This window comes from Actinoplanes sp. NPDC019969 (assembly GCF_055562375.1).
Window position 1 is genome coordinate 299,087 of record NZ_JBVHFK010000011.1, and the last position, 20,065, is coordinate 319,151.

The window sequence follows — 20,065 nt, forward strand, 5'->3', positions numbered from 1 at the left end:
GGACTCCTGCGGACAGGCGGCCTCGCCCGGTGGCGCAGGCGGTGGGTGCGATCCTGCGCTTGGGCGCGCGAAAGCCTTCCCCCGGGCGCGCCGAAGCGTGACATAGTCAGAAATATGCGGACGGGATGGCGTTTCCTGGCCGCGCCGCTCGCGGTGTGGCTGGTGCTCACCTGCACCGGAGCCGCGATCCTGATGGGCGTCGAGCGGGCCACCCGCAACGCCGTCGTCCAGCGGTACCACCTGCGGGTCGGGCTCGCCGCCGACTTCGTCACCGCCATCGTCGGTGATCTGATCAACCGGCAGCGTACCCAGGCCTCGGCGTTCCTCACCGACGAGACGGTGGCCGCCCGCGACTTCACCCGCTCGGTCGGCGGATTCGGGTACCCGGCGGCGGTCCTGCTCGACGCCGAGGGCCGGCTGCTCCAGATCCTGCCGCAGAACCCGGCGCTGCTCGGCCAGGTGATCAGCGACCGGTACTCGCATCTGCACACCGCCGTCACCGAAGGCCGGCCCGCCGTGTCGCCGGTGGTGCCGTCGGCGGCGCGGGGCATGCCGGTGGTCGGGTTCGCGGTGCCGTTCGACACCCCGTACGGCTTGCGGGTCTTCTCCGGCGCCGTGGACGTGCGGGACAGTCCGCTCTCGTCCTACCTGGTCACCGCCATCCCGCTGTCCGGGGTGAAGGTGCACCTGGTCGACACCGCGGACTCGATCGTCGCCGCCAACCACGCCCACCCGCAGGGTGTCAGCCAGCTCGGCACCGAGGAGACCGCACTGTCCGCCGCGCTGGCCCGTGCCGACAAGGGCAGTTACCACGAGGACGGCGAGTCGTGGCGTTACACGTCCCGGACCATCGCCGGCACACCGTGGCGGCTGTCCGCGGCGGTCACCGAGGAGGTGCTGTTCGCCTCCACGTCCGGCAGCCGCGCCGCCGGCCGGGCCGCTCTCGTCACCGCCGCGCTGGTCGGCCTGCTGGTGGTCGCCGCCGCCGGCCGGGCCCGCCGCAACCGCCGTGAGCTGCGTTCCAGCGAGATGCGGCTGCGCAAGGTCTTCGACAACTCCCGGATCGGCATGTCGCTGGCGGACCTGGACGGCCGCCTGATCCGGGTCAATCCCACGCTGTGTCACATCCTGGGCCGTACCGAGGACGATCTGATCGGCCGCAACGTCGCCGACCTCACCCACGCCGAGGACCTCGAGCAGTCCCTGCGCAACATCCAGGACTGCCGCAGCGGCCGGATCGACGGGTTCGATTTCGACAAACGCTACGTGCACGCCGACGGCCGGACCGTCGAGGCCACGGTGACCGCGAGTGTGCTGCGCGACGAGGAGGACCGCCCGCAGTACGTCGCGACCCAGGTCATCGACATGACCGAGCGCCACGCCCTGGAGAACGAGCGCCGGACCGCCGCCGCCGAACTGGCCCGGCACGCGGAACGCCTGGAACACGCGAACGAGCAAATGGCCGATTTCATGGCGATGCTGAGTCACGACGTACGCCAGCCGCTCACCACCATCGTCTCCGCCGGTGAGCTGCTGCTCGACGACTGGCCGGCGATGCCCGACGACGAGCGGCGCCACTACGTGTCCCGGATGACCAGCGCCGGGCACCGCGCCGACCAGCTGGTCTCGGAGATCCTCACGCTGGCGCAGCTGGACGCCGGGGCGCTGTCGGCGCGGCCGGCCCGGCTGGACGTCACGCACGCGGTCCGGGAGGCCGTCGCCGCGCAGGGCGCCGATCCGCAGGCGATCACGGTGACGGCCCCGGACCAGGTCGTGGCCTTCGCCGACCCGGTTCACCTGCACCTGCTGCTGGGAAATCTGCTGACGAACGCCCTGAAGTACGGTGCGCCACCGGTCCAGGTCACTGTCAGCCACGACCGGGACCGTGCCGTGATCCGGGTCAGCGACCGCGGCGAAGGCGTGCCGGCGGCGTTCATCCCGCACCTGTTCGAGCGGTTCACCCGCGCCGAGACCGGCGTCGCGACCACGAAGCCCGGCACTGGTCTGGGCCTGTACCTGGTTGCCCGGCTGGCTCAGGCGTCCGGCGCGACGATCGCCTACCAGCCCACCCAGCCGCACGGCGCGACGTTCGTGTTGTCGCTGCCGTGCACGCCGGGCCCGCCGATGGTCACCGCCGCTGCCGAGCTCCCGGTCCCGGCCCGCTGAAAGGTCCCGGCCCGCTGAAGAGTCCCGGCTTACTGAATGCTCTCGCCCGATGAAGAGCTGTCGGGCCTGGCCGCGATGGCGTCGGCCCAGGCACGGAAGGCGAGATAGCTGCCGGCCGGTTCCTGGCTGGTAGCCATCAGCAGGTCGGCGTGCCCGTACCCGCTCCACTCCCAGGTCAGCTCGGTCAGCGCCAGCATCCGCGGACCGACCCGCTCCCGGATCCCGCCGATCTCCTCGGCGGTGAATCCCCAGCCCCGCAACCGGGTCTCGCAGCGGATCCGGGTGTCGTCGTCGTACGCGGTGTCGAGGAACGGCTCCAGCAGATCCGCCCACGCGTCGGGACGCTCCCGGACCGGCACCCCTGCGCCGGCGAGCGCCTGCGCGAACGGCAGGTCCCGGCCGATGAACACGGTCCGCCCGTCGGTGAGCCGCAGCTCCGGCGGGAAACTCTCCGGGTCGGCGTCCCGGACCAGCGACCACGGGATCACGGTCCCGGCATACCGCCCCTCGGCCGAACCCTCCGGCCAGGCCAGGGTCACCCCGTCCACACCGAACGTGGCCTCGTCCGCGAACGGTCCCCACACTCTCTGCGCCACCACCCGTTGATCATCGCAGGGCCGTGCCACGCGGGACCCGTACGAAGAACGTTGTCGGGGTTCGCCGGGCGCATCCACCCCTCGGGCGCCCCCGCCCATCCCCGCAGCGAAAGGGCCCGCTCGTGAGTGCGAAGAAACCCGGTAAGCGCTGGCTGATCGCCCTGGCAGCGGTGGTGGCCGTGCCGGCGGCGATCGTCGGCTGGCCGGTGCTGCCGGACAGCGCGTTGCAGGCGAGCGGCGCACGGATCATCAAGGTGTCCGGGGTGATCTCGCTGACCGGCATGCACAAGGTGACGTCGAACCGGCGCGGGCACCGGCAAGCCGGGTCTCTAGTTCCGGGGGCGGAGCCGCAGGCAGGTGAACGGTCCCCGGACACCGGCGCTGTACCGTTCCGCCGCACCGAGCGCGAGCCCGATCCGGGCGCGGGGCCGCATCCCGTGCCCGGACGTGGCGTACAGGGCGCCGAGCGCCACCTGATCCCCGCAGCCGACGGCGGCGTACCCGTCGGCGGCCTGGGCGACCTGATAGTCGTCGTAGACGGTGAACAGCCGGCCACGTACCCCCACCAGGAAGGTGCCGCCCAGCTCCTGCTCCTCCTCCTTGCGCGCCCACCCGCCGCTCTTGAGGCAGTCCCGCAGCGCGTCGACGAACGTGGTGACCATGAACCGGTCCAGGTCGCCGTCGGGCTCCGGCAGGCTCAGCGCGTAGCGGATCAGCTGCCCCATCCGGAACGAGCTGGTGAAACCGAACAGGTATCCGCCGTTGCGGAACACCTTCGTGTCGGCGCGCACCGACAGGCTCAACCCGGACAATCCGGCGCTGTCGCCGCCGATGAAGACCGATCCGCCGCGTGTCAGCCCCACAATCGCAGTCATGCCTGACAACCTGTCACGCCGGTGCCCCCTGCCGGACATTCGAAGGGCATGACCATCAACGACGAAGATCTGGACGCTTGGGTACGGGCCACCGCGCCCCGCCCGGACCCCACCCCGGACCTGGACGACGTGCTGGACCGGCTGGCGTCCGGGATCACCCGCCCGCGCCCGTCCCGGCTCGTGGTCGCGCCGCTGGCCGTGGCCGCCGTGCTGGCCACCGCGGCCGCCGGATACGCGGTCTGGCACGACTCGGACTCCGGCGACTTCGCGCGGGCCGCCGCCGATCACGTGGCCCGCCTGGAGTTGCCGCCCGGCACCGACCGCGCCGCCTACGTCGCCCTGCTCACCGGCCAGGGCCGCGACAACCCGGTGTCGATCTCGGACACCGCCGTGGCGAGTTCCGCCGCCCACTACGGGGTGTGCGCCTGGCTGACCGCCTGGGACCGCCGGCACACCGCGGGCGACGCGGACGGCGCCGCGCAGGCCCGGGCCGCCCTGCACCGGGCCGTCGAGGCGGGCCCGCTGCGCGCCACCGACGGCGGCGGGGTGGTCGGCAACCTGCGCCGGGTCGCCGAGGCCGCCGACCGTGGCGACCGGGCCCCGGTCGCCACCGAACTCGCCGCCAACTGCGCCGGCCTGCCTCTCGGCGAGGTCCGGTGAGCACGGCCGCGGACCGGTTCACCGCGATCATGCGGGCGCACGGCCGGGCCGTCCTGGGGTACCTGTCCCGGCGTACCGATCCGCCGCAGGACGCCGCCGACCTGATGGCCGAGGTGTTCGTGGTCGCCTGGCGGCGGCTGCCCGAGGTGCCCGCCGATCCGGACGGGACCCGCGCCTGGCTGCTCGGCACCGCCCGCCTGACGCTGGCCAACCACCGCCGCACCGCGGTCCGCCGGCACCGTCTCGCGCACCGGCTGCGCCTGGCTCTGCGCCCGCCGGCGATTCCGGCCGGCGACACCGCCGACCGGGTCCGTGCCGCCCTCGATCAGCTCAGCGCCGACGACCGTGAGCTGCTGACCCTGATCGCGTGGGAGGACCTGACCCCGGCGCAGGCGGCCGCCGTCCTCGGCATCCCGCCGGCCACCGCCCGCAAGCGCCTGGAACGCGCCCGCGCCCGGCTGCGCGAGATCATGGCCGGGGAACGGGACGCAGCGGCACGCCGCTGACCTCGCTCAGACGCCGGGCAGCGGGCGGGCGACGACCTTGCGGGCGTCGCCGTCGACCAGGCCGAACATGCGCAGCAGGCTGAACGCGAGGTGGTCGGCGGCCTCGTCGACCCCGAACGGGTCGTCGAGGCCGAGGCTGCGGCGCAGCACGCCGAGCACCGCCCCGCCGACGCACGCGTGCGCCACCTCGGCGTCGTCGAAGCAGAGCCGCCCGACGGCGTGCGCGTGCCGCAGGTCGCCGATCGTGTAGGCGCTGGGATAGCGCAGCCCGACCCGGTCGATGATCTGCGCCAGGCCGGGGTCGGTGCGGGGCAGCCGGGCGGTGAGCCGCACCGCCACGGTCAGCACCTCGGCCGGGTCGGTGAGCCCGGCCGTGGCCTGCCGCACCGTGTCCCGGTGCTCCTCGGCGGCGGCCGCGACCGCCAGGTCGAACAGCTCCTGTTTCGACGGGAAGTGGTTGTAGAAGCTGCCGAACCCGACATCGGCCGCGTCGGTGATCTCCTGGATGCTCACGCCGGCCGGGTCCCGGCTGGTCAGCAGGGTCCGGGCGGCGTCGAGGAGCGCGGCGCGGGTCTGCGCCTTGCGCCGATCGAGTCGTCCGACGGTCATGGCCGCCAGTTTAGGCGACCCCTGAAACTGATGATGTCATCAGTTATGATGCCGCCCATGAGAATCGTGAAAGCCGTGGGACAGGCACTGCTCGGCGGTACCCTCGCGTTCGCCGGAATCACCCATCTGACCGTGGCGCGCCAGGAGTTCCTGGCGCAGGTGCCGGAGTGGTTCCCGATCGATCACGACGTCGTCGTGCTGGCCTCCGGCGTCGTGGAGATCAGCCTGGGCGCGGCGCTGCTGACGGTGTGGAAGCAGCCGGCGCGCGGCCTGGTCGGCGCGGCCGCCGCGACGTTCTTCGTGGTGATCTTCCCGGGGAACATCGCCCAGTGGCTGGAGCACAAGGACGGCTTCGGTCTCGACACCGACGCCAAACGGTTCGGGCGGCTGTTCTTCCAGCCGGTGCTGGTGCTGTGGGCGCTCGGCGCGACCGGCGCGATCGGCGCCGTCCGCGGCCTGCTCCAGCGGCGGCGGGAGCGGATCAGCGGCTGAGGTCGTGCCTGCGGTGGACGACCTTCTCGACGACGCCGCCGGGCAGCAGCCGGCGCAGCGCGAACACGAACGGCGCGTTGCTGCCCACCGCGTACCGCGCCTTCGGCCGTTTCGCCTCGATCGCCGTCACGATCGTCGCCGCCACCTTCTCCGCGGTGATCCCGGCCCGCTCGTTGCGGTTCAGCGCCGTGAGCATCGTGGTGAAATCGGCGGCGTACGGGGAATCCTCGCCGATGTACTTCGTCCGCCGCTCACTGATCCCGGTCGCGATCGAGCCCGGTTCGACGGTGGTCAGCCACACCCCGTACGGCGTCAGCTCGTGCCGTGCCCCGTTGCTGAACCCCTTGATCGCCGCTTTCGACGCCACATAGGACGACCGGTAGGCGAGCGGGAACGACGCCAGCATCGACCCGACCATCACCACCCTGCCGTACCGCCGCTCCCGCATCCCCGCCAGCGCCAGCTGCGTGAGCCGGACCGCCCCGAGCACGTTCACCTGGAAGATCCGCCGCAGCGCCTCGCCCGGCAGCTCCTCCAGCGGCCCCGACTGGCTCTCCCCGGCGTTGTTGACCAGCACGTCCACTCCGGCGAGCAGCGGCGCGAGCCGTTCGATCGACGCGTCGTCGCCGAGGTCGAGGGGCACGTACTCGACGCCGGCGGCCCGCTGGTCCGCACGCAGCGCCGCCGGGTCGCGGCTGGTCCCCAGCACGCGGTACCCCCGCGCGGCGAGTGCCGCCGCCGTCGCTTTCCCGATCCCCGACGAGGCCCCGGTCACCAGCACGGTCCGTTCCACGGCAAGACCTTAGTTCTTCTCCGGTACGGGGGAAGCACCCGCCCCGTACCACGCCTCCGGCGGCACCCGCGAACCCTCGGCGAGGTCACGGACGAACGCCGGGAACTCCGGGTGCCCGGGCCCGAGGATCCAGCCCGGCTCGTCCACGGGCCTGCCGTCCAGCAGCGCCGACAGCTCGGCCAGGCCGTCCGGGTGCGGCGCCGGCCCCCGCCACAGCAGGCACGTCCCCGGCACCCGGCGCTCCCCCGCCGTCACGATGATCCGGTCGCCGACCTCCCCGTCGAACAGGCACAACACAGCCCCGGCCCCGGCCGCCAGGTCCGCGAACGTCGCCCGGATCGACGGCGACCGCAGGAACAGCCTGCTCTGGCCGGACGTCGCCGGGGTGAAACCGAACACCAGGTGATCGGGCAGCCGCTGCGACACGTCACGAACGCTCAGGTAGATGAGCCCCATCGTGATGTGCGGCCCGCCGTCCGGCCGCCGCTCCCGCGAGTCCGGCCATTGGCGGGGCAGATGCGGCTGGAAACGTCGCGCCTCCGGCCAGCCGCCCCGTTCCGCCGCCCGGTTCTCCCGGAGCGGCTCGTCCTCCGGAAAACTCAGCACCAGGCCGAACTCCCGCCTGTCCGCCCCGATCGCCTCGGCCAGGTCCACGTCGCGCCCGTCGGCGAACCCGTAGTTCCCGGGCAGCACCACCCGCTCCCCGCCCGGCAGGACCACGGTGGTCCGTTCCGTGACCCGCAGCGCGCTGATCCCCGCCACCGCCCGCAGCAGCCGCCCCGCGTCGCGCCGGTGCACATAGATCTCGTAGCTGTAGTCGATACCCATCAGCCGATCCCCCGTCCCGAAGCCCCTGATCTTGTCAGAGAGGTACCGGGACGAACGCCCCGTCCCGGCCGCAACCACCCGCCCGCACCCCGGGTGACGTGCGAAGATGCCGCGCACATCACGGTGGCGGACCGCCTCCCGGCCGGTACCGTCGAAGCCGTCGCCGGGCTCCCGCCGGAAAACTGCCGAGTGAGGTCCCCATCAGCGTGAGCACCCCACCCCCTTCCCGTGCCCGCCTGGCCGGCGTCCCGGCGGCGGTGTCACGCGTGTCCGCTCTCCTGCTGACGGCTCTCGCTCTTTCACTGACCGCAGGCCGCCGGGCCGCTCACCGGCTGTGGCGGGCTCTCCTGCCCCTCCCCACTCTCCTCCTGACCACAGGCCACCGGACGGTCGGCTGGGTGTGGCTGGTTTTCCTGCCCATTCCCGGTCGCTTGCTGACGGCGGTCCGCCGGACGGCCCGGTGGCTGGGGCGGGTTCCCGTGGTGCGCCGGCACCGGGAGGAGCGCGCCCGGCGTCTGGCCGCGGCTGCCGACGCGCAGCGTTACGCCGACGAGGTACGGGTGGCCACCCTGCGGGCGGCCGAGGCGGCGGACCGCTGGCAGGAGTCGCGCCGGCGGGCCGAGGAGCACACCGACGACGCCTGGCAGGCGTGGCGGGACGCGGAGGAGCGCCTGGACCGGACCCGTGCCGCGGCCGCGTTCCGTTCGCCTCGCAGTCGCCGTACCGCCGCCGAATTCGCCGCCCGGGACCGTTTCCTGCATCGTGCGGTGGCCGCCGCCGTCGACCGTGGCGACCTGCCCGCCACCGTGCTCACCGATCTGGCCTCCGGCGACGGCGGCTGGAATCCCCGGCTGCACCCGGTCGACCAGGAGCTGGTGCTGCACCGGGCGATCGCCGCGGTCCGCCACCATCTCTTCCGGCAGGCCGTCGCCGCCGAACAGGCCGCCCGCCACGACGCCGACCGGTCCGCCGTCGCCCGCGACAGCCTCCACCTCGAGCTGGCCACCGCCCTGGACCATGCCGCCGGCCTGGCCCGGAACCTGCCCGCCGACGCCCCCGACCGGCCGGCCCCGTCCGCCCGCGGCTTCCACCCGTTCCGGCCGGCCACCGTCGAGCCTCACCCCACTCGCTGACCAGCGAGGCCGGCACCCCTGACTCCGATCCACCCGCCGCTGGAGCGGGTTCTGGGCCAGAAGGTCCGGCATCGGGCTGCTCTGGAGGAGTGTCACGGTCTTCCCGAGATGACCGGATCTTGCGGTGTCGCTGCTGGGACCTGGGGCGCCGCGGGCCTAGGGTGGGGACGCTATGACTGCGCAGGATTCCGAAACCGAGACCCGTCCCTGCGCCCACTGCGGGCGCCCCGTGCCGCAGCGCGCGTCCGCCGGCCGGCCGTTCCGCTACTGCCGGGACAACGACGGCGAGTGTCAGCGTGCCTCCCGCAACGTGCGGATGCGGCACCGGTCGTCGCCGGGGCTGGCCGGGCAGGTGGCGCGGACCTGGGAGGTCGTGGACCGGCTCGATCAGCTGGTGGGTTCGCTCAGTGAGGCGCTGCACTCGGAGATGAGCCCGGCCGGGGTGGAGCGTCAGGTCGCGGAGGTGCGGGCGGAGACGTCGGGGCAGGTCGCGGCCGCGCACGCGGAACGTGACGACGCCCGCCGGGACGCCGAGCAGGCGGCGACGGCGGCGGTGGCGGCGCAGCAGATCGCGGCGGCGGCGACGGCCGAACGCGACGAGGCCCGCCAGCAGGCACAGGACGCGCAGCGCAACGCCGAGGAGGCGGGGAGACGGGCGCAGGAGGCGGCGGCGGCCCGGGACGAGGCGGTGCGTGCGGCCACGGCGGCGGCCGCGCTGCGGGAACGCGCCGAGTCCGAACGCGACACGGCGGCCGCGGATCTCGCGACGGCACGGCGGGAGTTGCAGGAGGTCCGCGGCCACCGCGACACCGCCGAGCGGGATCTGAAGACGGCGCTTGCGGACTTCACGGACTTCCGGGGTACGGCAGAGCAGGCGCTCACCAATGCCAAGCAGGAGCTGGCCGCCGCCCGCGCGGAGAACGAGCGGCTCACCGGCGAGGCCGTCCGGGACCGGCAGCGCGCCGAGGCCGCCGAGCGGGACCGGGACGAGGCGGCCGGGCAGGCGCGCCGGGCCGCCGCGGAGGTGCGGTCGGCGCAGGAGGCGCTGGCGGTGGTGGTGGCCGAGCGGGACGGTTTACGGCGTACCACCGAAGATCTGGAGAGGTCGGCGGAGCGCGCCGCGCGGGAGCAGGCCGATCTGGAACGCCGCCTCGCGTCCGCCCGCGCCGACGCCGACGCCGCCCACAACCGTGCCGCCCAGCTCACCTCGCAGGTCAGCGACCTGGCGGCGGCGCTGGCGTCGCTCGGCGCGGCCCGCCCGGCCGCCCCGGCGCCCACTCAGCCCACCGCGTCCGGCAACAGCTGACCGCCACCCGCGGCCGTGGGTGGCCCGGGCGGCACGGCCTCCGCGGATGCCGTGCCGCCGGTCTGCTACCCATCGGTCCTGACGGACCTCCGAGGGAGATCCGCATTCTCGCGTATCCGCCCGGTCCCGTCACCGCCAGGCGTCGATGGGTACGCCGATGCCGGCGCAGCCGTCGGCCATGTACACCCAGCTGAGGGTGCCGTCGATGGCGCGCAGCTGCCGGCTGTAGAGGCCGGTCGCGGTTCCTTCGACCTCGTCCAGCACGGCCAGGACCGCACCGGCCGTCTCCGGGCGCAGCAGGCACAGCATGCCGGGGGCCTTGCGGTCGGCGGCGGCGTTCAGGGCCGGATAGCCGGAGCCGGTGTCGCGCAGGTCGCCGTACGCCGTCGCGGCCCACGGCTCGGCGGCGAGATGCGGGGTGAGCAGGTGGGCGCGGCGGTGGCCGGGCATCAGGGTGCCGTAGGCGAACACGGCGGGCGCGCATTCGCCGGGATGCGGGTGGGTACCGCCGGGCACCTCGTCACCGACCGGCTCGGGCGTCCCGGCGGTGAACAGGGCGCACAGCGGCGCGGCGGCGGCATAGCCGGTGCCGGTCAGCGGGACGGGACGGCCGTGCAGCAGGGCCGGCCGGCGTTCGGGCCGGCCACCGACGTAGGCGGCGGGGCGCAGCACCCGGGCGCCGTTCTCCAGGGTGACCCGGCCGGTGTGCAGCAGTTGCAGCGTGTACCAGCGGGCGGACCGGCCCTCGATCATGTCGAGGCGGTCCAGTTCGGCCGGATCGGCCAGGGTCACCACTGCCGTCTCGACGTGGCAGGGCGCCGCCGCCAGGGTGGCCGGGAGACGGCCGGCCCTGGTGAGACCGGTGCACCAGACGGCGGCCAGGCCCTCGATCTCGCAGGCCAGGTTGACGGCCGGCAGCGACGTGCCGTTCTTCACGATCTTGCCGGGGCAGGCGTTGGAGCCGTAACTGAGCAGCGGGATCCGCCCGGCGATCCGGGTCGCGTCCTGCCCGGCCAGCCAGTCGTCGAGGCACAACTGCTCGGTCGCCGCCAGCACGACGGTCCAGCCGCTGGGGCGGCTCTCGTCCGGGCGGACCGGCCAGCACCGTCCCTGCCGGTCGACCACCCAGGATCCGTCAGGGCGGCGTCCGGGGTACGGGTCGACGCCGAAATCCGTCGCCGGCTGCCCGGGCCGTACCTCGCCGGTCATCGTGTTCCGCACCGCCTCGGACCTGGTGAAAATTGTCACGTTCGCCGATGGCCCCGCCGATGGTGCGGAATGCTTCAGTGGCGTCCGGGGTAACCGATCACTACGGTATGCGCACCGGCGGGTGACCGACGGTTTCGTGAATTACGGGTGAATCTGAACGAGTGACCGACATCGCACCGCCCGTACAAGCGTCAAAGAACCATAAAGTGGACCAAGGTCCACTCGGACGCCGGTTCGGTTTGCGAGCTGGGGTGAGTGGCCGGTTACGCTCATAGCGTTAACACCGCCGACATCGGCGGTGCGGACAGACTTGGTGGCGCTGGGGGCCCGGCGGAGGAATCCGGCGGCCGTCCCTTTCGTTACACCAACGAGAGCAGCACCACGAGCGAGGGGAAAGCCGATCATGGGCGAACGCATGCTGCGCGGCAGCCGTCTTGGCGCAGTCAGCTACGAGTCCGACCGTAACACCGAGCTTGCGCCCCGGCAGACCCGTGAGTACATGTGCGTCAAGGGTCACCAGTTCGAGGTGCCGTTCGCCGTCGACGCCGAGGTGCCCACCACCTGGGAGTGCAAGTTCGACGGCAGCGTCGCCCGTCTGGTCGACGGCAGCGAGCCGGAGCAGAAGAAGGCGAAGCCGCCGCGCACCCACTGGGACATGCTCCTGGAGCGGCGTTCGATCGCCGAGCTGGAGGACATCCTCAACGAGCGGCTGCAGGAGGTTCGCACCCGCCGCGGCCGCTAGTCACTCACGCGAGCCACGAGAAGGCCGTCCCGCCCGGGGCGGCCTTTTCCGCATGCCCGCCCACCCGCGTGTGGAGTTCAGCCGCTATCCGCACCCCAAATCCACACCCCAAGCCCGCAGCCCCGGCCCACCAGCGTGTGGAGTTCGGCCGCTATCCGCACCACCGAAACGCGCCACCCAGAGGGTCACGGAGCGCGGGAGGCGATGATGACGTGGTTGCCGTCAGGGTCGGTGACGGTGGCCATGCGCTCGCCCCAGGGCTGGTCCGCCGGTTCCTCGAGCACCGGGGTACCGCCGTCGCGCAGACGCTGCACGGCGGCGTCGCAGTCGCCGGTGTAGAACCACAGGGAGATCCGGTCGTTCGCCAGGTCACCGGCTCGATCCTGCTGGCCGATGCCGAGCTGCGAGCCGCCGATCCGGACGCTGACGTAGACGGGCTCGCCCTCGGGCGGGAACTGATAGAAGACCTCACCGCCGGCCAGATCCCGGTAGAAGCCCAGAGAACGGCCTAGATCCGGCGTGCTCAGGATGGGAAACATCTCGTCGAACAGTGCCCGTTCCACGCCGCCGAGCCTACCGAACACCACCGTTCGCGCCCAGGTCACCGACGCGGGACGGCGTGCCGTCCCGCGATCTTGGGGGGTGAGTGCCGGAGGAGGACGCTCAAGATCGGTAGCACGCTGGACCATGTGCGTCGGGATCCGGAAATCCGGTGCCCCCTGCGCAAGATCGCGAGCCTTTCCGATCTTGCGCAGGGGGCACCGGCGCGCAGCACCCACAATCTCGGGAGACGGTCGGCCCCGGCGAGAGAAGCACCCACGATCGCCGAGGACACGGCTGACCCGGCCAAGAGATGGAGAATGCGAACCCGAGCCCCGACGGCAGGACGGCGAGAACGGCAGGACCGGGTGACGGCGCCCGAAGTCAGCGGACGATCTCGCCCTCGATGGCGGCGGCCGGTGGGCGGGGCTGCTGCTCGTCGACGACCACGACGGTGACCGGGTCGTCCTGGTGGACGCGGACCCGGCGGGGGCCGAACAGGTCGCCGGTGGCGGCGCCGCCGAGGCTGCGCTCGGCGACACGCTCGACGCCGCGGCGGGCCAGCACCCGGCCGGGCGGCAGGAGCAGCAGCAGGCCGGCGGCACCGGTGACGAAACCGGGCAGGGCCAGCAGCAGCGCGCCACCGAGGCCGATCAGCGAGTTGCTGACCTCGGCGCCGGGCGGGCGGCCGGCGCGGGCCGCCTCCTGGAAGGCGCGCCAGCCGCGGATGCCCTCGCGGCGCAGCAGGGCGATGCCGATGACGCTGCAGGCGGCGAGGGCCAGCAGCGCGAAGCCGAAGCCGATGGCGTGGGCCACCGACACGAAGACCGCGAACTCCGCCAGGGCCAGCAGCGGGAACACGATCGGGAGATAGGCCAGCCTGCTACGGCGCATCGCAAGATCCTCCGGGGGTGTCACGAGCCCGTCTCACAACGGGCTCCTCCCAATATGACACCTCACGGCCAGGAGTTGCCCTGCCGAGGTTTGCGGTTGAGCAGGCCGAGCAGGCTGTCCTTGCGGGCCTGGACACCCCACAGGGTCACCCTGAGCAGTTGTTCCTTGAAGATGTTGCCGCTCATCTTGCTGACGCCGATTTCGCGTTCGGTGAACGTGATCGGCACCTCGACCATCCGGAAGCCCTGCTTGTAGGACCGCCAGGTCATCTCGACCTGGAAGGAGTAGCCGGTGGAGGCGATCGTCGAGACGTCGATCTTGTCGAGCAGGGCGATGCGGTAGGCCCGGTAGCCGGCGGTCGCGTCCCGGAACGGCATGCCCAGCGCCATCCGGATGTACAGGTTGCCGCCGCGTGACAGCACCAGCCGCCGCATCGGCCAGTTGTGCACGCTGCCGCCGGGGATGTAGCGGGTGCCGATGACCGCGTCGTGGTCGGCGAGCGCGTCGAGCAGCCGGTGCAGCTCCTCGGGGGCGTGCGAGCCGTCGGCGTCCATCTCGACGACCGCGTCGTAGCCCTTGTCCTTGGCCCACTGGAAACCGGCCTTGTAGGCCTCGCCGAGGCCCTCCTTGCCGGCCCGGTGCATGACGAAGACGTGGTCGTCGGCCTCGGCGATCTCGTCGGCGATCGCGCCGGTGCCGTCGGGCGAGTTGTCGTCGGCGATCAGGATGTCCACCGACGGCACGGCGGCGCGGGTCCGTTCGGTGATCAGCCGGACGTTGTCCGCCTCGTTGTAGGTCGGGATGATCACGAGGACCCGTCCCACTCCCGGGTAGCCTTGCGCCTCGCTCACCGTTCCTCCGAAACCTTCACGACGTCCCTGGCACTGGTTGCCCGCCGGCGGCGCAGGGGCAGCACGCCGACGAGGGCGACGATCGTGACAGCGACGATCACCGCCTCGGGCCCGATGCCCGAACGAGTCGCCAGCGTACGCGGTCCGCTCAGGTTCATGTTGCGCACCACCACCGCAGCCGTGTTGAACCCGGTCGAACCGTACACAGCGCCTGCACTGTCCACGAACCCGGACACTCCCACGGTGGACACCATCAACGCCTCCTTGCCGTGCTCGACGGCCCGCAGCCGCACCATCGCCAGCTGCTGGCGGGCCTCGGCCTCGTTGAAGGTGGCGTTGTTGGTCTGCACGGTGAGGATCTGGGCGCCGCCGTCGACGACGTCACGGACGAGCCCGTCGTAGGCGACCTCGAAACAGATCACGTCGCCGACGGTGACGGCGCCGGTGTCGATCACGCCGGGCTTGTCGCCGGCGAGCATGTTGGCGACCAGGTCGACCTTGTCGCTGACGTGCCGGGCGATCGAGCGCAGCGGCATGTACTCGGCGAACGGCACCGGGTGGCGTTTGGCGTACTGCTGGGAGCGGTCGGGGCCGGTGCCGGGGTTCCACAGCAGGCCGACGTTGTAGTTGTTGCGCGGCACGTCGGTGCGCTGCAGGGTCCCGACCAGGATCGGCGCCTTGATCGTGTCGGCGGCCTTCTGGATCAGCTCGGCGGCGTCGTCGTTGCGCAGCGGGTCGATGTCGCTGGAGTTCTCCGGCCACACCACCAGGGCGGGCTGCGGCTGCTTGCCGGCGGCGACGTCGGCGGCCAGCTGCAGGGTGGCGCTGACGTGATTGTCGAGCACGGCCCGGCGCTGGGCGTTGAAGTCCAGGCCCAGGCGGGGCACGTTGCCCTGCACGATGGCGACGGTGGCGGTGGGGCCGCTCGCGGCGGTCAGTGGCAGCAGGGACGGCCCGACCAGCAGCAGCACCCCGGCGACCGACAGGGCCACGGGGCGCCACGACCGCTCCCGGCGCCAGTACAGCACGGCCCAGGCGCCGCCGGCGACCGCGACGGCGAACGTGACCAGCGGGGCCCCGCCGTAGGCGGCCAGCCGCAGCGTGGCCGCGTCGCCCTGGCTGAACGCGATCCGCCCCCACGGGAAGCCACCGAACGGGGTGCGGTCGCGCAGGAACTCCTGCGTGGTCCAGATCAAACCGGTCAGCAGCGGCCACAGCGCCCAGAACCGGTCGGCCAGCGGCGACAGCCACGCCCCGGCCAGGCCGGCGAAGCCGATGTACACCGACTGCAGCAGCGACAGCAGCACCCAGGGCAGCCAGTCACCGGCGATGGTGGTCCACCACAGCAGGGGGAAGAAATACACCGCGCCGGCGAGCATGCCGAGCCCGAACCCGGCCCGCAGCCGGCGCCGGTGCACGGCGACGGCGAGCAGGGCGATCCCGATCGGCGCCAGCACCCACAGGTCGAACGGCGGCTGGGCCAGCAGCAGCGCCAGACCGGCGGCGACGGCGAGCGCCGCGGCGGCCGGCAGCCGCGGCGGGCGGCCCGGCGCGGCACGGCCGGCGGCCGGTTCGGCCAGCTCGGGCGGGGGCAGTGTCATTTCCACGCGTGGCAGGCTACCCCCCTGCGACCTGCGACGACGGAGGGGCGCGGTCACGGTTCGACCACGCCCCTCCGGGTGCTCCTGCCGGTTCCGCAGCCGGTGAGATCCGGTGACCCGGCTGTGACCTTCGGACCGACCCGCCGCGCGCCGGATGCCCGCGCCGTGCCGTTGTCTACTGGCCAAAGCCCCGGTCCCCGGAGGGGACACCTGAACGCGGCCCGGTCCGCACCGCCCCGCGCGCCCTCACCCCCTGGACCTGGCTGCACGCGCGACCCCCGCGAGGGCTGCGGCCAGTGGGTGAGAGAGCGAAGCGGATCATGACCGCTCGCCGTGGAACTGGACCTAAGGACGGTACGTCCCGCCCCCGCGGTCCTGTCAACCGCCTCCCCCGCGTTCCGGCGTGTCGTATCCATGGGCGTGTCATCTCCCGTACCGGATCGAGTTACCCAGAAGACGCCCGGCGACGTCGCGGTGATCGGCGGCGAGGAGACCGGCGGCCGCCAATACATAGTGCTGATCCACCACGGCACGGGCGTTCTCCGGCGGCGCCCAGCCACCCCCGACGTCGCCCAGGACGGCATCGAGGACCGGCTGTGCGCCGCCGTGCCGCAGCACCCCGCCGGAACCGACGACGAGGCGTGCGTCACGCAGCCCCGGCCGGCCCCGCGCATGCCGCCGCAGAGCCACCACGGCGGCCGTGGCGGCCAGTTCCCGGTCCCCGGTGGGGGCGGGCAGTCTCTCGGCCGCCGCGGCCGCTCTGGTGCCGCCGGCGCCGGCGGCCACCCCGAGGTCGCCCTCGACGGTACGGGCCCGCCACAGGGTCCCGGCGACGTCGCGGCGCGGCCCGGTCTCGGCCTCGGCGTCCGGGACGAGCGCCGAGTACACGTCGGTGGTGGCGCCGCCCACATCGACGACGAGGATCCCGAAACCGGTCAGGTCGGCCAGCAGTTCCACTCCGGCGAGGACCGCGTCCGGGGTGGCGGCCCGCACCAGCGACGCGAACCGGCGGCCCCGGGAGAGACGTTTCCCACCGATCACGTGCCGCAGGAACACGTCCCGGATGGCGGCGCGGGCCGGCAGCGGGTCCAGGACGCCGATCCTCGGCAGCACGTTGGCGCAGGCGGTCACCGGGACACCCCGGCCGGTCAGGATTTCGAGCGCTTCCTCCCGTACGTCGGCGTTGCCGGCCAGGACCACCGGCAACCGGATGCGGGCCGCGGCGAGCCGCCGCGCGTTGTGCAGCAGGGTCTCGGCGTCGCCGCCGTCGGTGCCGCCGGCCAGCAGCAGCACGTCCGGGCGGGCGGCCCGCAGCCGGGCCAGATCAGGACCGGTCATCGGGCCGGCGGCGACGTGCACCACCTGCGCCCCGGCGGACAGCCCGACCCGATGCCCCGCCTCGGCGGTGACCAGCGTCTCGTACCCGATGACGGCCAGCCGCAGCCCGCCGCCCGCCGACGAGCACACGTACAGCTCGTCGCCGCCACCGACGGCCGCCACGGCGGCGTCCAGCCCTTCCAGGACGTCGGAGGACGCGGTGGTCGGCACCTCGGCCCGGCTGACCGGCCGCGCGCCGTCCAGGTCGATCTTGATGCTTTTGGTGTACGTGGACCCGACGTCCACACACACGACGGCCGTCATGGCTTCGGCGGCACGACGACCGTCCCGACCGCCGTGGTGGCCACGATCGGCTCGGGCAGCACCGCGGCGGCCGAACCCTCCGTTCCGCGGCAGACCACCCGTACCTCGAAAGCGATCTTCCGCGACCGGGTGCCCATCGTCGTCACCGTCCCGGAGATCTCCAGGACGTCCCCGGCCCGCACCGGCGCCTTGAACTGCACGTCGTCGTAGGACGCGAACAGTCCCTCGTCGCCGTCGAGCTGGATGCAGATCTCGGTCGCCACGTCACCGAACAGGCCGAGCGAGTACGCCCCGTCGACCAGGTTCCCGGCGTAGTGGGCATGCGAGTACGGCACATACCGGCGATGCGTCACAGTGATCATTTCCGGCCTCCGACGAGAGCGTGCACGAGATAGGAGGCGACCTCCCGGGGTGTGGTGCCACGGCTGAAGATCCGGTCGACGCCCAGGTCGGCGGCCATCAGCTCGTCGAACCGGGGCCCGCCGACGATCAGCAGCGGCCGTTTCCCGGCCGGCAGCGCCTCCCGGAACGCCGCCGACATGGCCCGCGTGTTGTGCAGATGCGCGTCACGCTGGGTGACCACCTGGGACACCAGGACCGCGTCGGCGCGCACCGCACGGGCCGTCTCCACCAGGTCCGGCACCGACACCTGGGCGCCCATGTTGGTGACCGACAGTTCCGCGTACGACTCCAGGCCCTTCTCCCCCGCGATGCCCTTGAGGTTCAGGATGGCGTCGATGCCGACGGTGTGCGCGTCGGTGCCGATGCACGCGCCGACGACGCTGAGCGGCCGCCGCAGCCCCCGCTTCACCGCCGCGTTCACCTCCTTGGCGCTCAGCAGCGGGAAGTCCCGTTCGACGACCTGCACCTTCTCGGTGTCGACGAGATGGGTGACCTTGCCGTAGACCACGAAGAAGGTGTAGCCGTCACCCATCTGCTTGGCGTGCACCAGCATCGCCGGGTCCATGCCCATCTTGTTCGCCAGCTGCAGCGCGGCGCCCTCGGCCCGTTTGTCGTGCGGGATCGGCAGGGTGAAGGAGAGCTGCACCATCCCGTCGCCGGTGGTGTCGCCGTACGGGCGGATGATCACAGCTCCTCCGATACCGGGTTGTAGTAGTCCTCTTCCTGCCGCTCCACGCCGTCGAGGCCCTTGCCCCGGTCCGCGGGCCGTTTCATGATCCCGAAGGTGCCGTCCGCGATGGCGTTCAGCATCCCGTCGTCGACGATGCGTTCGAGCAGGTCGATGGCCTCGGACAGCACCTGGTTCGCACGATCGCGGATGAACGGGCCGGGCGTGAAGTCCTCGTGCAGGTTCCCGGCGCCGTTGAGCACGTAGCGCACGTTCTGCAGGGCGATGTCGCGGTCGGACGCCCACGGCGTCACCACCGCCTCGGTCATCATCCCGACCAGCAGGATGCCCTGCCCGGTGAGCGCCCCGGCCAGGTTGAAGAAGCCGTCCAGGAGGTTGCCGCGGAACACGTCGCCGGTCATGTGCTTGGTCGGCGGCATCCACTTCAGCGGCGCGTCCGGGAACAGCTCCCGCGCCAGCAGGGCGTGCGCCAGCTCCAGGCGGAACGACTCCGGCAGGTCCGGGTTGATCTCGAAGGCGTGACCGAGGCCCAGCTGCCAGTCCGCCAGACCCGCCTCGTGCGCGAAGAACTCGTTGAGCAGCTGCGACACCGTCACCGTGTGCGCGGCGTCGACCGCGTCGGCGGTGGTCAGGTAGTTGTCCTCGCCGGTGTTGATGATGATCCCGGCGCGGGCGTGGATCTGCCGGGAGAACCGCTGGTCGACGAACGTGCGGATCGGGTTGATGTCCCGGAACAGGATCCCGTACATCGAGTCGTTCAACATCATGTCCAGGCGTTCCAGCCCGGCCAGGGTGGCGATCTCCGGCATGCACAGCCCGGACGCGTAGTTGGTCAGCCGCACGTACCGGCCCACCTCCTTCGACGTCTCGTCCAGCGCGGCCCGCATCAACCGGAAGTTCTCCTGCGTGGCGTACGTGCCGGCGAAGCCCTCCCGGGTCGCCCCCTCCGGCACGTAGTCCAGCAGCGACTGCCCGGTCGACCGGATCACCGCGATCACGTCCGCCCCGGCCCGGGCGGCGGCCTGCGCCTGCGGGATGTCCTCGTAGATGTCACCGGTCGCGACGATCAGGTAGATCCACGGGCGCTGCTCCGGATCCCCGTGCCGCTTGATCAGCCGGTCCCGTTCGGCCCGCCGCCGGTCGATGGTCTTCAGCCCGGCGGCGGTGACCCGCTTGGCCTTCTGCCGCGCCTGGTGAGACGACGACGGCATGGTGAACCGCACCGACCCCGCCGCGGCCTTCTGCGCCAGGACCGTCACGTCCTCCACGCCGGTCGACGCCATGGCGTGGAACACCGGCACCGCCACCCCGTGCCCGAGGCCCACGTCCGCGCGGACCGCGTCGACGAGGCGGTTCACCCAGGGGATCCCGTCCGGGTCGGCGCCGCGCACCCCCGCCAGCCGCAGCACCGCCCGCTCCACGCTCACCGTGGTGTGCGACCGGGCCAGGTCGACGACCGGCTGCCCGGCCCGCGCGGCCAGCGCCCGTGCCCGCGCGACCACGGCCGCGTCCAGATCCAGCTTCCCCGCCACG

General features: G+C 72.7%; 21 protein-coding genes. 7 read left to right on the forward strand and 14 right to left on the reverse strand.

The features are described from left to right. Positions 1-114 precede the first annotated feature (114 nt). Positions 115-2,166 (forward strand): sensor histidine kinase, encoded by a 2,052-nt coding sequence (locus tag ACZ3II_RS31130; RefSeq protein WP_465521930.1) that lies wholly within the window; start codon positions 115-117, stop codon positions 2,164-2,166. A gap of 29 nt (positions 2,167-2,195) precedes the next feature. On the opposite strand, the gene ACZ3II_RS31135 is transcribed toward ACZ3II_RS31130, so the two are convergent. Together ACZ3II_RS31135 and ACZ3II_RS31140 are read right to left on the reverse strand one after the other, a co-directional pair. After that, the gene (locus ACZ3II_RS31135; protein WP_465521932.1) at positions 2,196-2,765 is read right to left on the reverse strand and encodes a hypothetical protein; all 570 of its coding nucleotides are present in this window, start codon (positions 2,763-2,765) and stop codon (positions 2,196-2,198) included. Between the two features lie 326 nt (positions 2,766-3,091). Continuing rightward, positions 3,092-3,637: a hypothetical protein gene (locus tag ACZ3II_RS31140; RefSeq protein WP_465521934.1), complete on the reverse strand. Its 546-nt coding sequence runs from the start codon at positions 3,635-3,637 to the stop codon at positions 3,092-3,094. 48 nt (positions 3,638-3,685) lie between these two features. Here ACZ3II_RS31140 and ACZ3II_RS31145 point away from each other — a divergent pair, with 48 nt between their 5' ends. Beyond that, a complete protein-coding gene (locus ACZ3II_RS31145) occupies positions 3,686-4,297 on the forward strand; it encodes a hypothetical protein (RefSeq protein ID WP_465521936.1) in 612 nt (203 codons plus the stop codon). Beyond that, the gene (locus tag ACZ3II_RS31150) at positions 4,294-4,803 is read left to right on the forward strand and encodes an RNA polymerase sigma factor (RefSeq protein ID WP_465521938.1); all 510 of its coding nucleotides are present in this window, start codon (positions 4,294-4,296) and stop codon (positions 4,801-4,803) included. Before ACZ3II_RS31145 ends, ACZ3II_RS31150 begins: the two co-directional genes overlap by 4 nt. A 6-nt stretch (positions 4,804-4,809) precedes the next feature. Here ACZ3II_RS31150 and ACZ3II_RS31155 read toward each other — a convergent pair whose 3' ends face one another. Beyond that, on the reverse strand, positions 4,810-5,412 hold the full coding sequence (locus ACZ3II_RS31155) for a TetR/AcrR family transcriptional regulator (protein WP_465521940.1): 603 nt from the start codon (positions 5,410-5,412) through the stop codon (positions 4,810-4,812). Between the two features lie 57 nt (positions 5,413-5,469). Between ACZ3II_RS31155 and ACZ3II_RS31160 the strand changes: the two genes are divergently transcribed. Next, positions 5,470-5,904, forward strand: coding sequence for a DoxX family protein (locus ACZ3II_RS31160; protein WP_465521942.1), 435 nt, complete (start codon positions 5,470-5,472; stop codon positions 5,902-5,904). On the opposite strand, the gene ACZ3II_RS31165 is transcribed toward ACZ3II_RS31160, so the two are convergent. Both ACZ3II_RS31165 and ACZ3II_RS31170 read right to left on the reverse strand, forming a co-directional pair. Continuing rightward, positions 5,894-6,697 (reverse strand): SDR family oxidoreductase, encoded by an 804-nt coding sequence (locus ACZ3II_RS31165; RefSeq protein WP_465521944.1) that lies wholly within the window; start codon positions 6,695-6,697, stop codon positions 5,894-5,896. The two genes, ACZ3II_RS31160 and ACZ3II_RS31165, sit on opposite strands and share 11 nt — an antisense overlap. A gap of 9 nt (positions 6,698-6,706) precedes the next feature. Continuing rightward, positions 6,707-7,525 carry a hypothetical protein gene (locus ACZ3II_RS31170; protein WP_465521946.1) on the reverse strand — a complete coding sequence of 273 codons (819 nt, stop codon included), beginning with the start codon at positions 7,523-7,525 and terminating at the stop codon, positions 6,707-6,709. A 266-nt stretch (positions 7,526-7,791) separates the two neighbouring features. On the opposite strand from ACZ3II_RS31170, the gene ACZ3II_RS31175 reads away from it, so the two are divergent. Together ACZ3II_RS31175 and ACZ3II_RS31180 are read left to right on the forward strand one after the other, a co-directional pair. Further along, positions 7,792-8,658, forward strand: coding sequence for a hypothetical protein (locus ACZ3II_RS31175; RefSeq protein ID WP_465521948.1), 867 nt, complete (start codon positions 7,792-7,794; stop codon positions 8,656-8,658). A 172-nt stretch (positions 8,659-8,830) separates the two neighbouring features. Then, on the forward strand, positions 8,831-9,964 hold the full coding sequence (locus ACZ3II_RS31180; protein ID WP_465521950.1) for a coiled-coil domain-containing protein: 1,134 nt from the start codon (positions 8,831-8,833) through the stop codon (positions 9,962-9,964). 129 nt (positions 9,965-10,093) lie between these two features. On the opposite strand, the gene ACZ3II_RS31185 is transcribed toward ACZ3II_RS31180, so the two are convergent. Further along, a complete protein-coding gene (locus ACZ3II_RS31185) occupies positions 10,094-11,185 on the reverse strand; it encodes a gamma-glutamylcyclotransferase family protein (protein WP_465521952.1) in 1,092 nt (363 codons plus the stop codon). Positions 11,186-11,576: 391 nt separating this feature from the next. Here ACZ3II_RS31185 and ACZ3II_RS31190 point away from each other — a divergent pair, with 391 nt between their 5' ends. After that, complete coding sequence (locus tag ACZ3II_RS31190; RefSeq protein WP_465521954.1) at positions 11,577-11,915, forward strand: RNA polymerase-binding protein RbpA; 339 nt, start codon at positions 11,577-11,579, stop codon at positions 11,913-11,915. Between the two features lie 185 nt (positions 11,916-12,100). Here ACZ3II_RS31190 and ACZ3II_RS31195 read toward each other — a convergent pair whose 3' ends face one another. The 8 genes from ACZ3II_RS31195 to kamD form a co-directional block, all read right to left on the reverse strand. Then, positions 12,101-12,478: a VOC family protein gene (locus ACZ3II_RS31195; protein WP_465521956.1), complete on the reverse strand. Its 378-nt coding sequence runs from the start codon at positions 12,476-12,478 to the stop codon at positions 12,101-12,103. Positions 12,479-12,839: 361 nt separating this feature from the next. Continuing rightward, positions 12,840-13,349, reverse strand: a complete 510-nt coding sequence (locus ACZ3II_RS31200) for an FxsA family protein (protein WP_465521958.1) — start codon at positions 13,347-13,349, stop codon at positions 12,840-12,842. A gap of 62 nt (positions 13,350-13,411) precedes the next feature. Next, on the reverse strand, positions 13,412-14,200 hold the full coding sequence (locus ACZ3II_RS31205; RefSeq protein WP_465521960.1) for a polyprenol monophosphomannose synthase: 789 nt from the start codon (positions 14,198-14,200) through the stop codon (positions 13,412-13,414). Beyond that, on the reverse strand, positions 14,197-15,801 hold the full coding sequence (gene lnt, locus ACZ3II_RS31210) for an apolipoprotein N-acyltransferase (RefSeq protein WP_465522076.1): 1,605 nt from the start codon (positions 15,799-15,801) through the stop codon (positions 14,197-14,199). The genes ACZ3II_RS31205 and lnt overlap by 4 nt, the downstream gene beginning before the upstream one ends. A 423-nt stretch (positions 15,802-16,224) precedes the next feature. Then, on the reverse strand, positions 16,225-17,442 hold the full coding sequence (locus ACZ3II_RS31215; protein ID WP_465521962.1) for a glutamate mutase L: 1,218 nt from the start codon (positions 17,440-17,442) through the stop codon (positions 16,225-16,227). Next, entirely contained in the window at positions 17,439-17,804 is a 366-nt protein-coding gene (gene kal, locus ACZ3II_RS31220) for a 3-aminobutyryl-CoA ammonia lyase (RefSeq protein WP_465521964.1), read from the reverse strand. Before kal ends, ACZ3II_RS31215 begins: the two co-directional genes overlap by 4 nt. Continuing rightward, positions 17,801-18,532 (reverse strand): lysine 5,6-aminomutase subunit beta, encoded by a 732-nt coding sequence (gene kamE / locus ACZ3II_RS31225; RefSeq protein ID WP_465521966.1) that lies wholly within the window; start codon positions 18,530-18,532, stop codon positions 17,801-17,803. The genes kal and kamE overlap by 4 nt, the downstream gene beginning before the upstream one ends. Then, positions 18,529-20,064, reverse strand: a complete 1,536-nt coding sequence (kamD, locus tag ACZ3II_RS31230) for a lysine 5,6-aminomutase subunit alpha (protein WP_465521968.1) — start codon at positions 20,062-20,064, stop codon at positions 18,529-18,531. Before kamD ends, kamE begins: the two co-directional genes overlap by 4 nt. Between the last annotated feature and the right edge of the window lies 1 nt (position 20,065).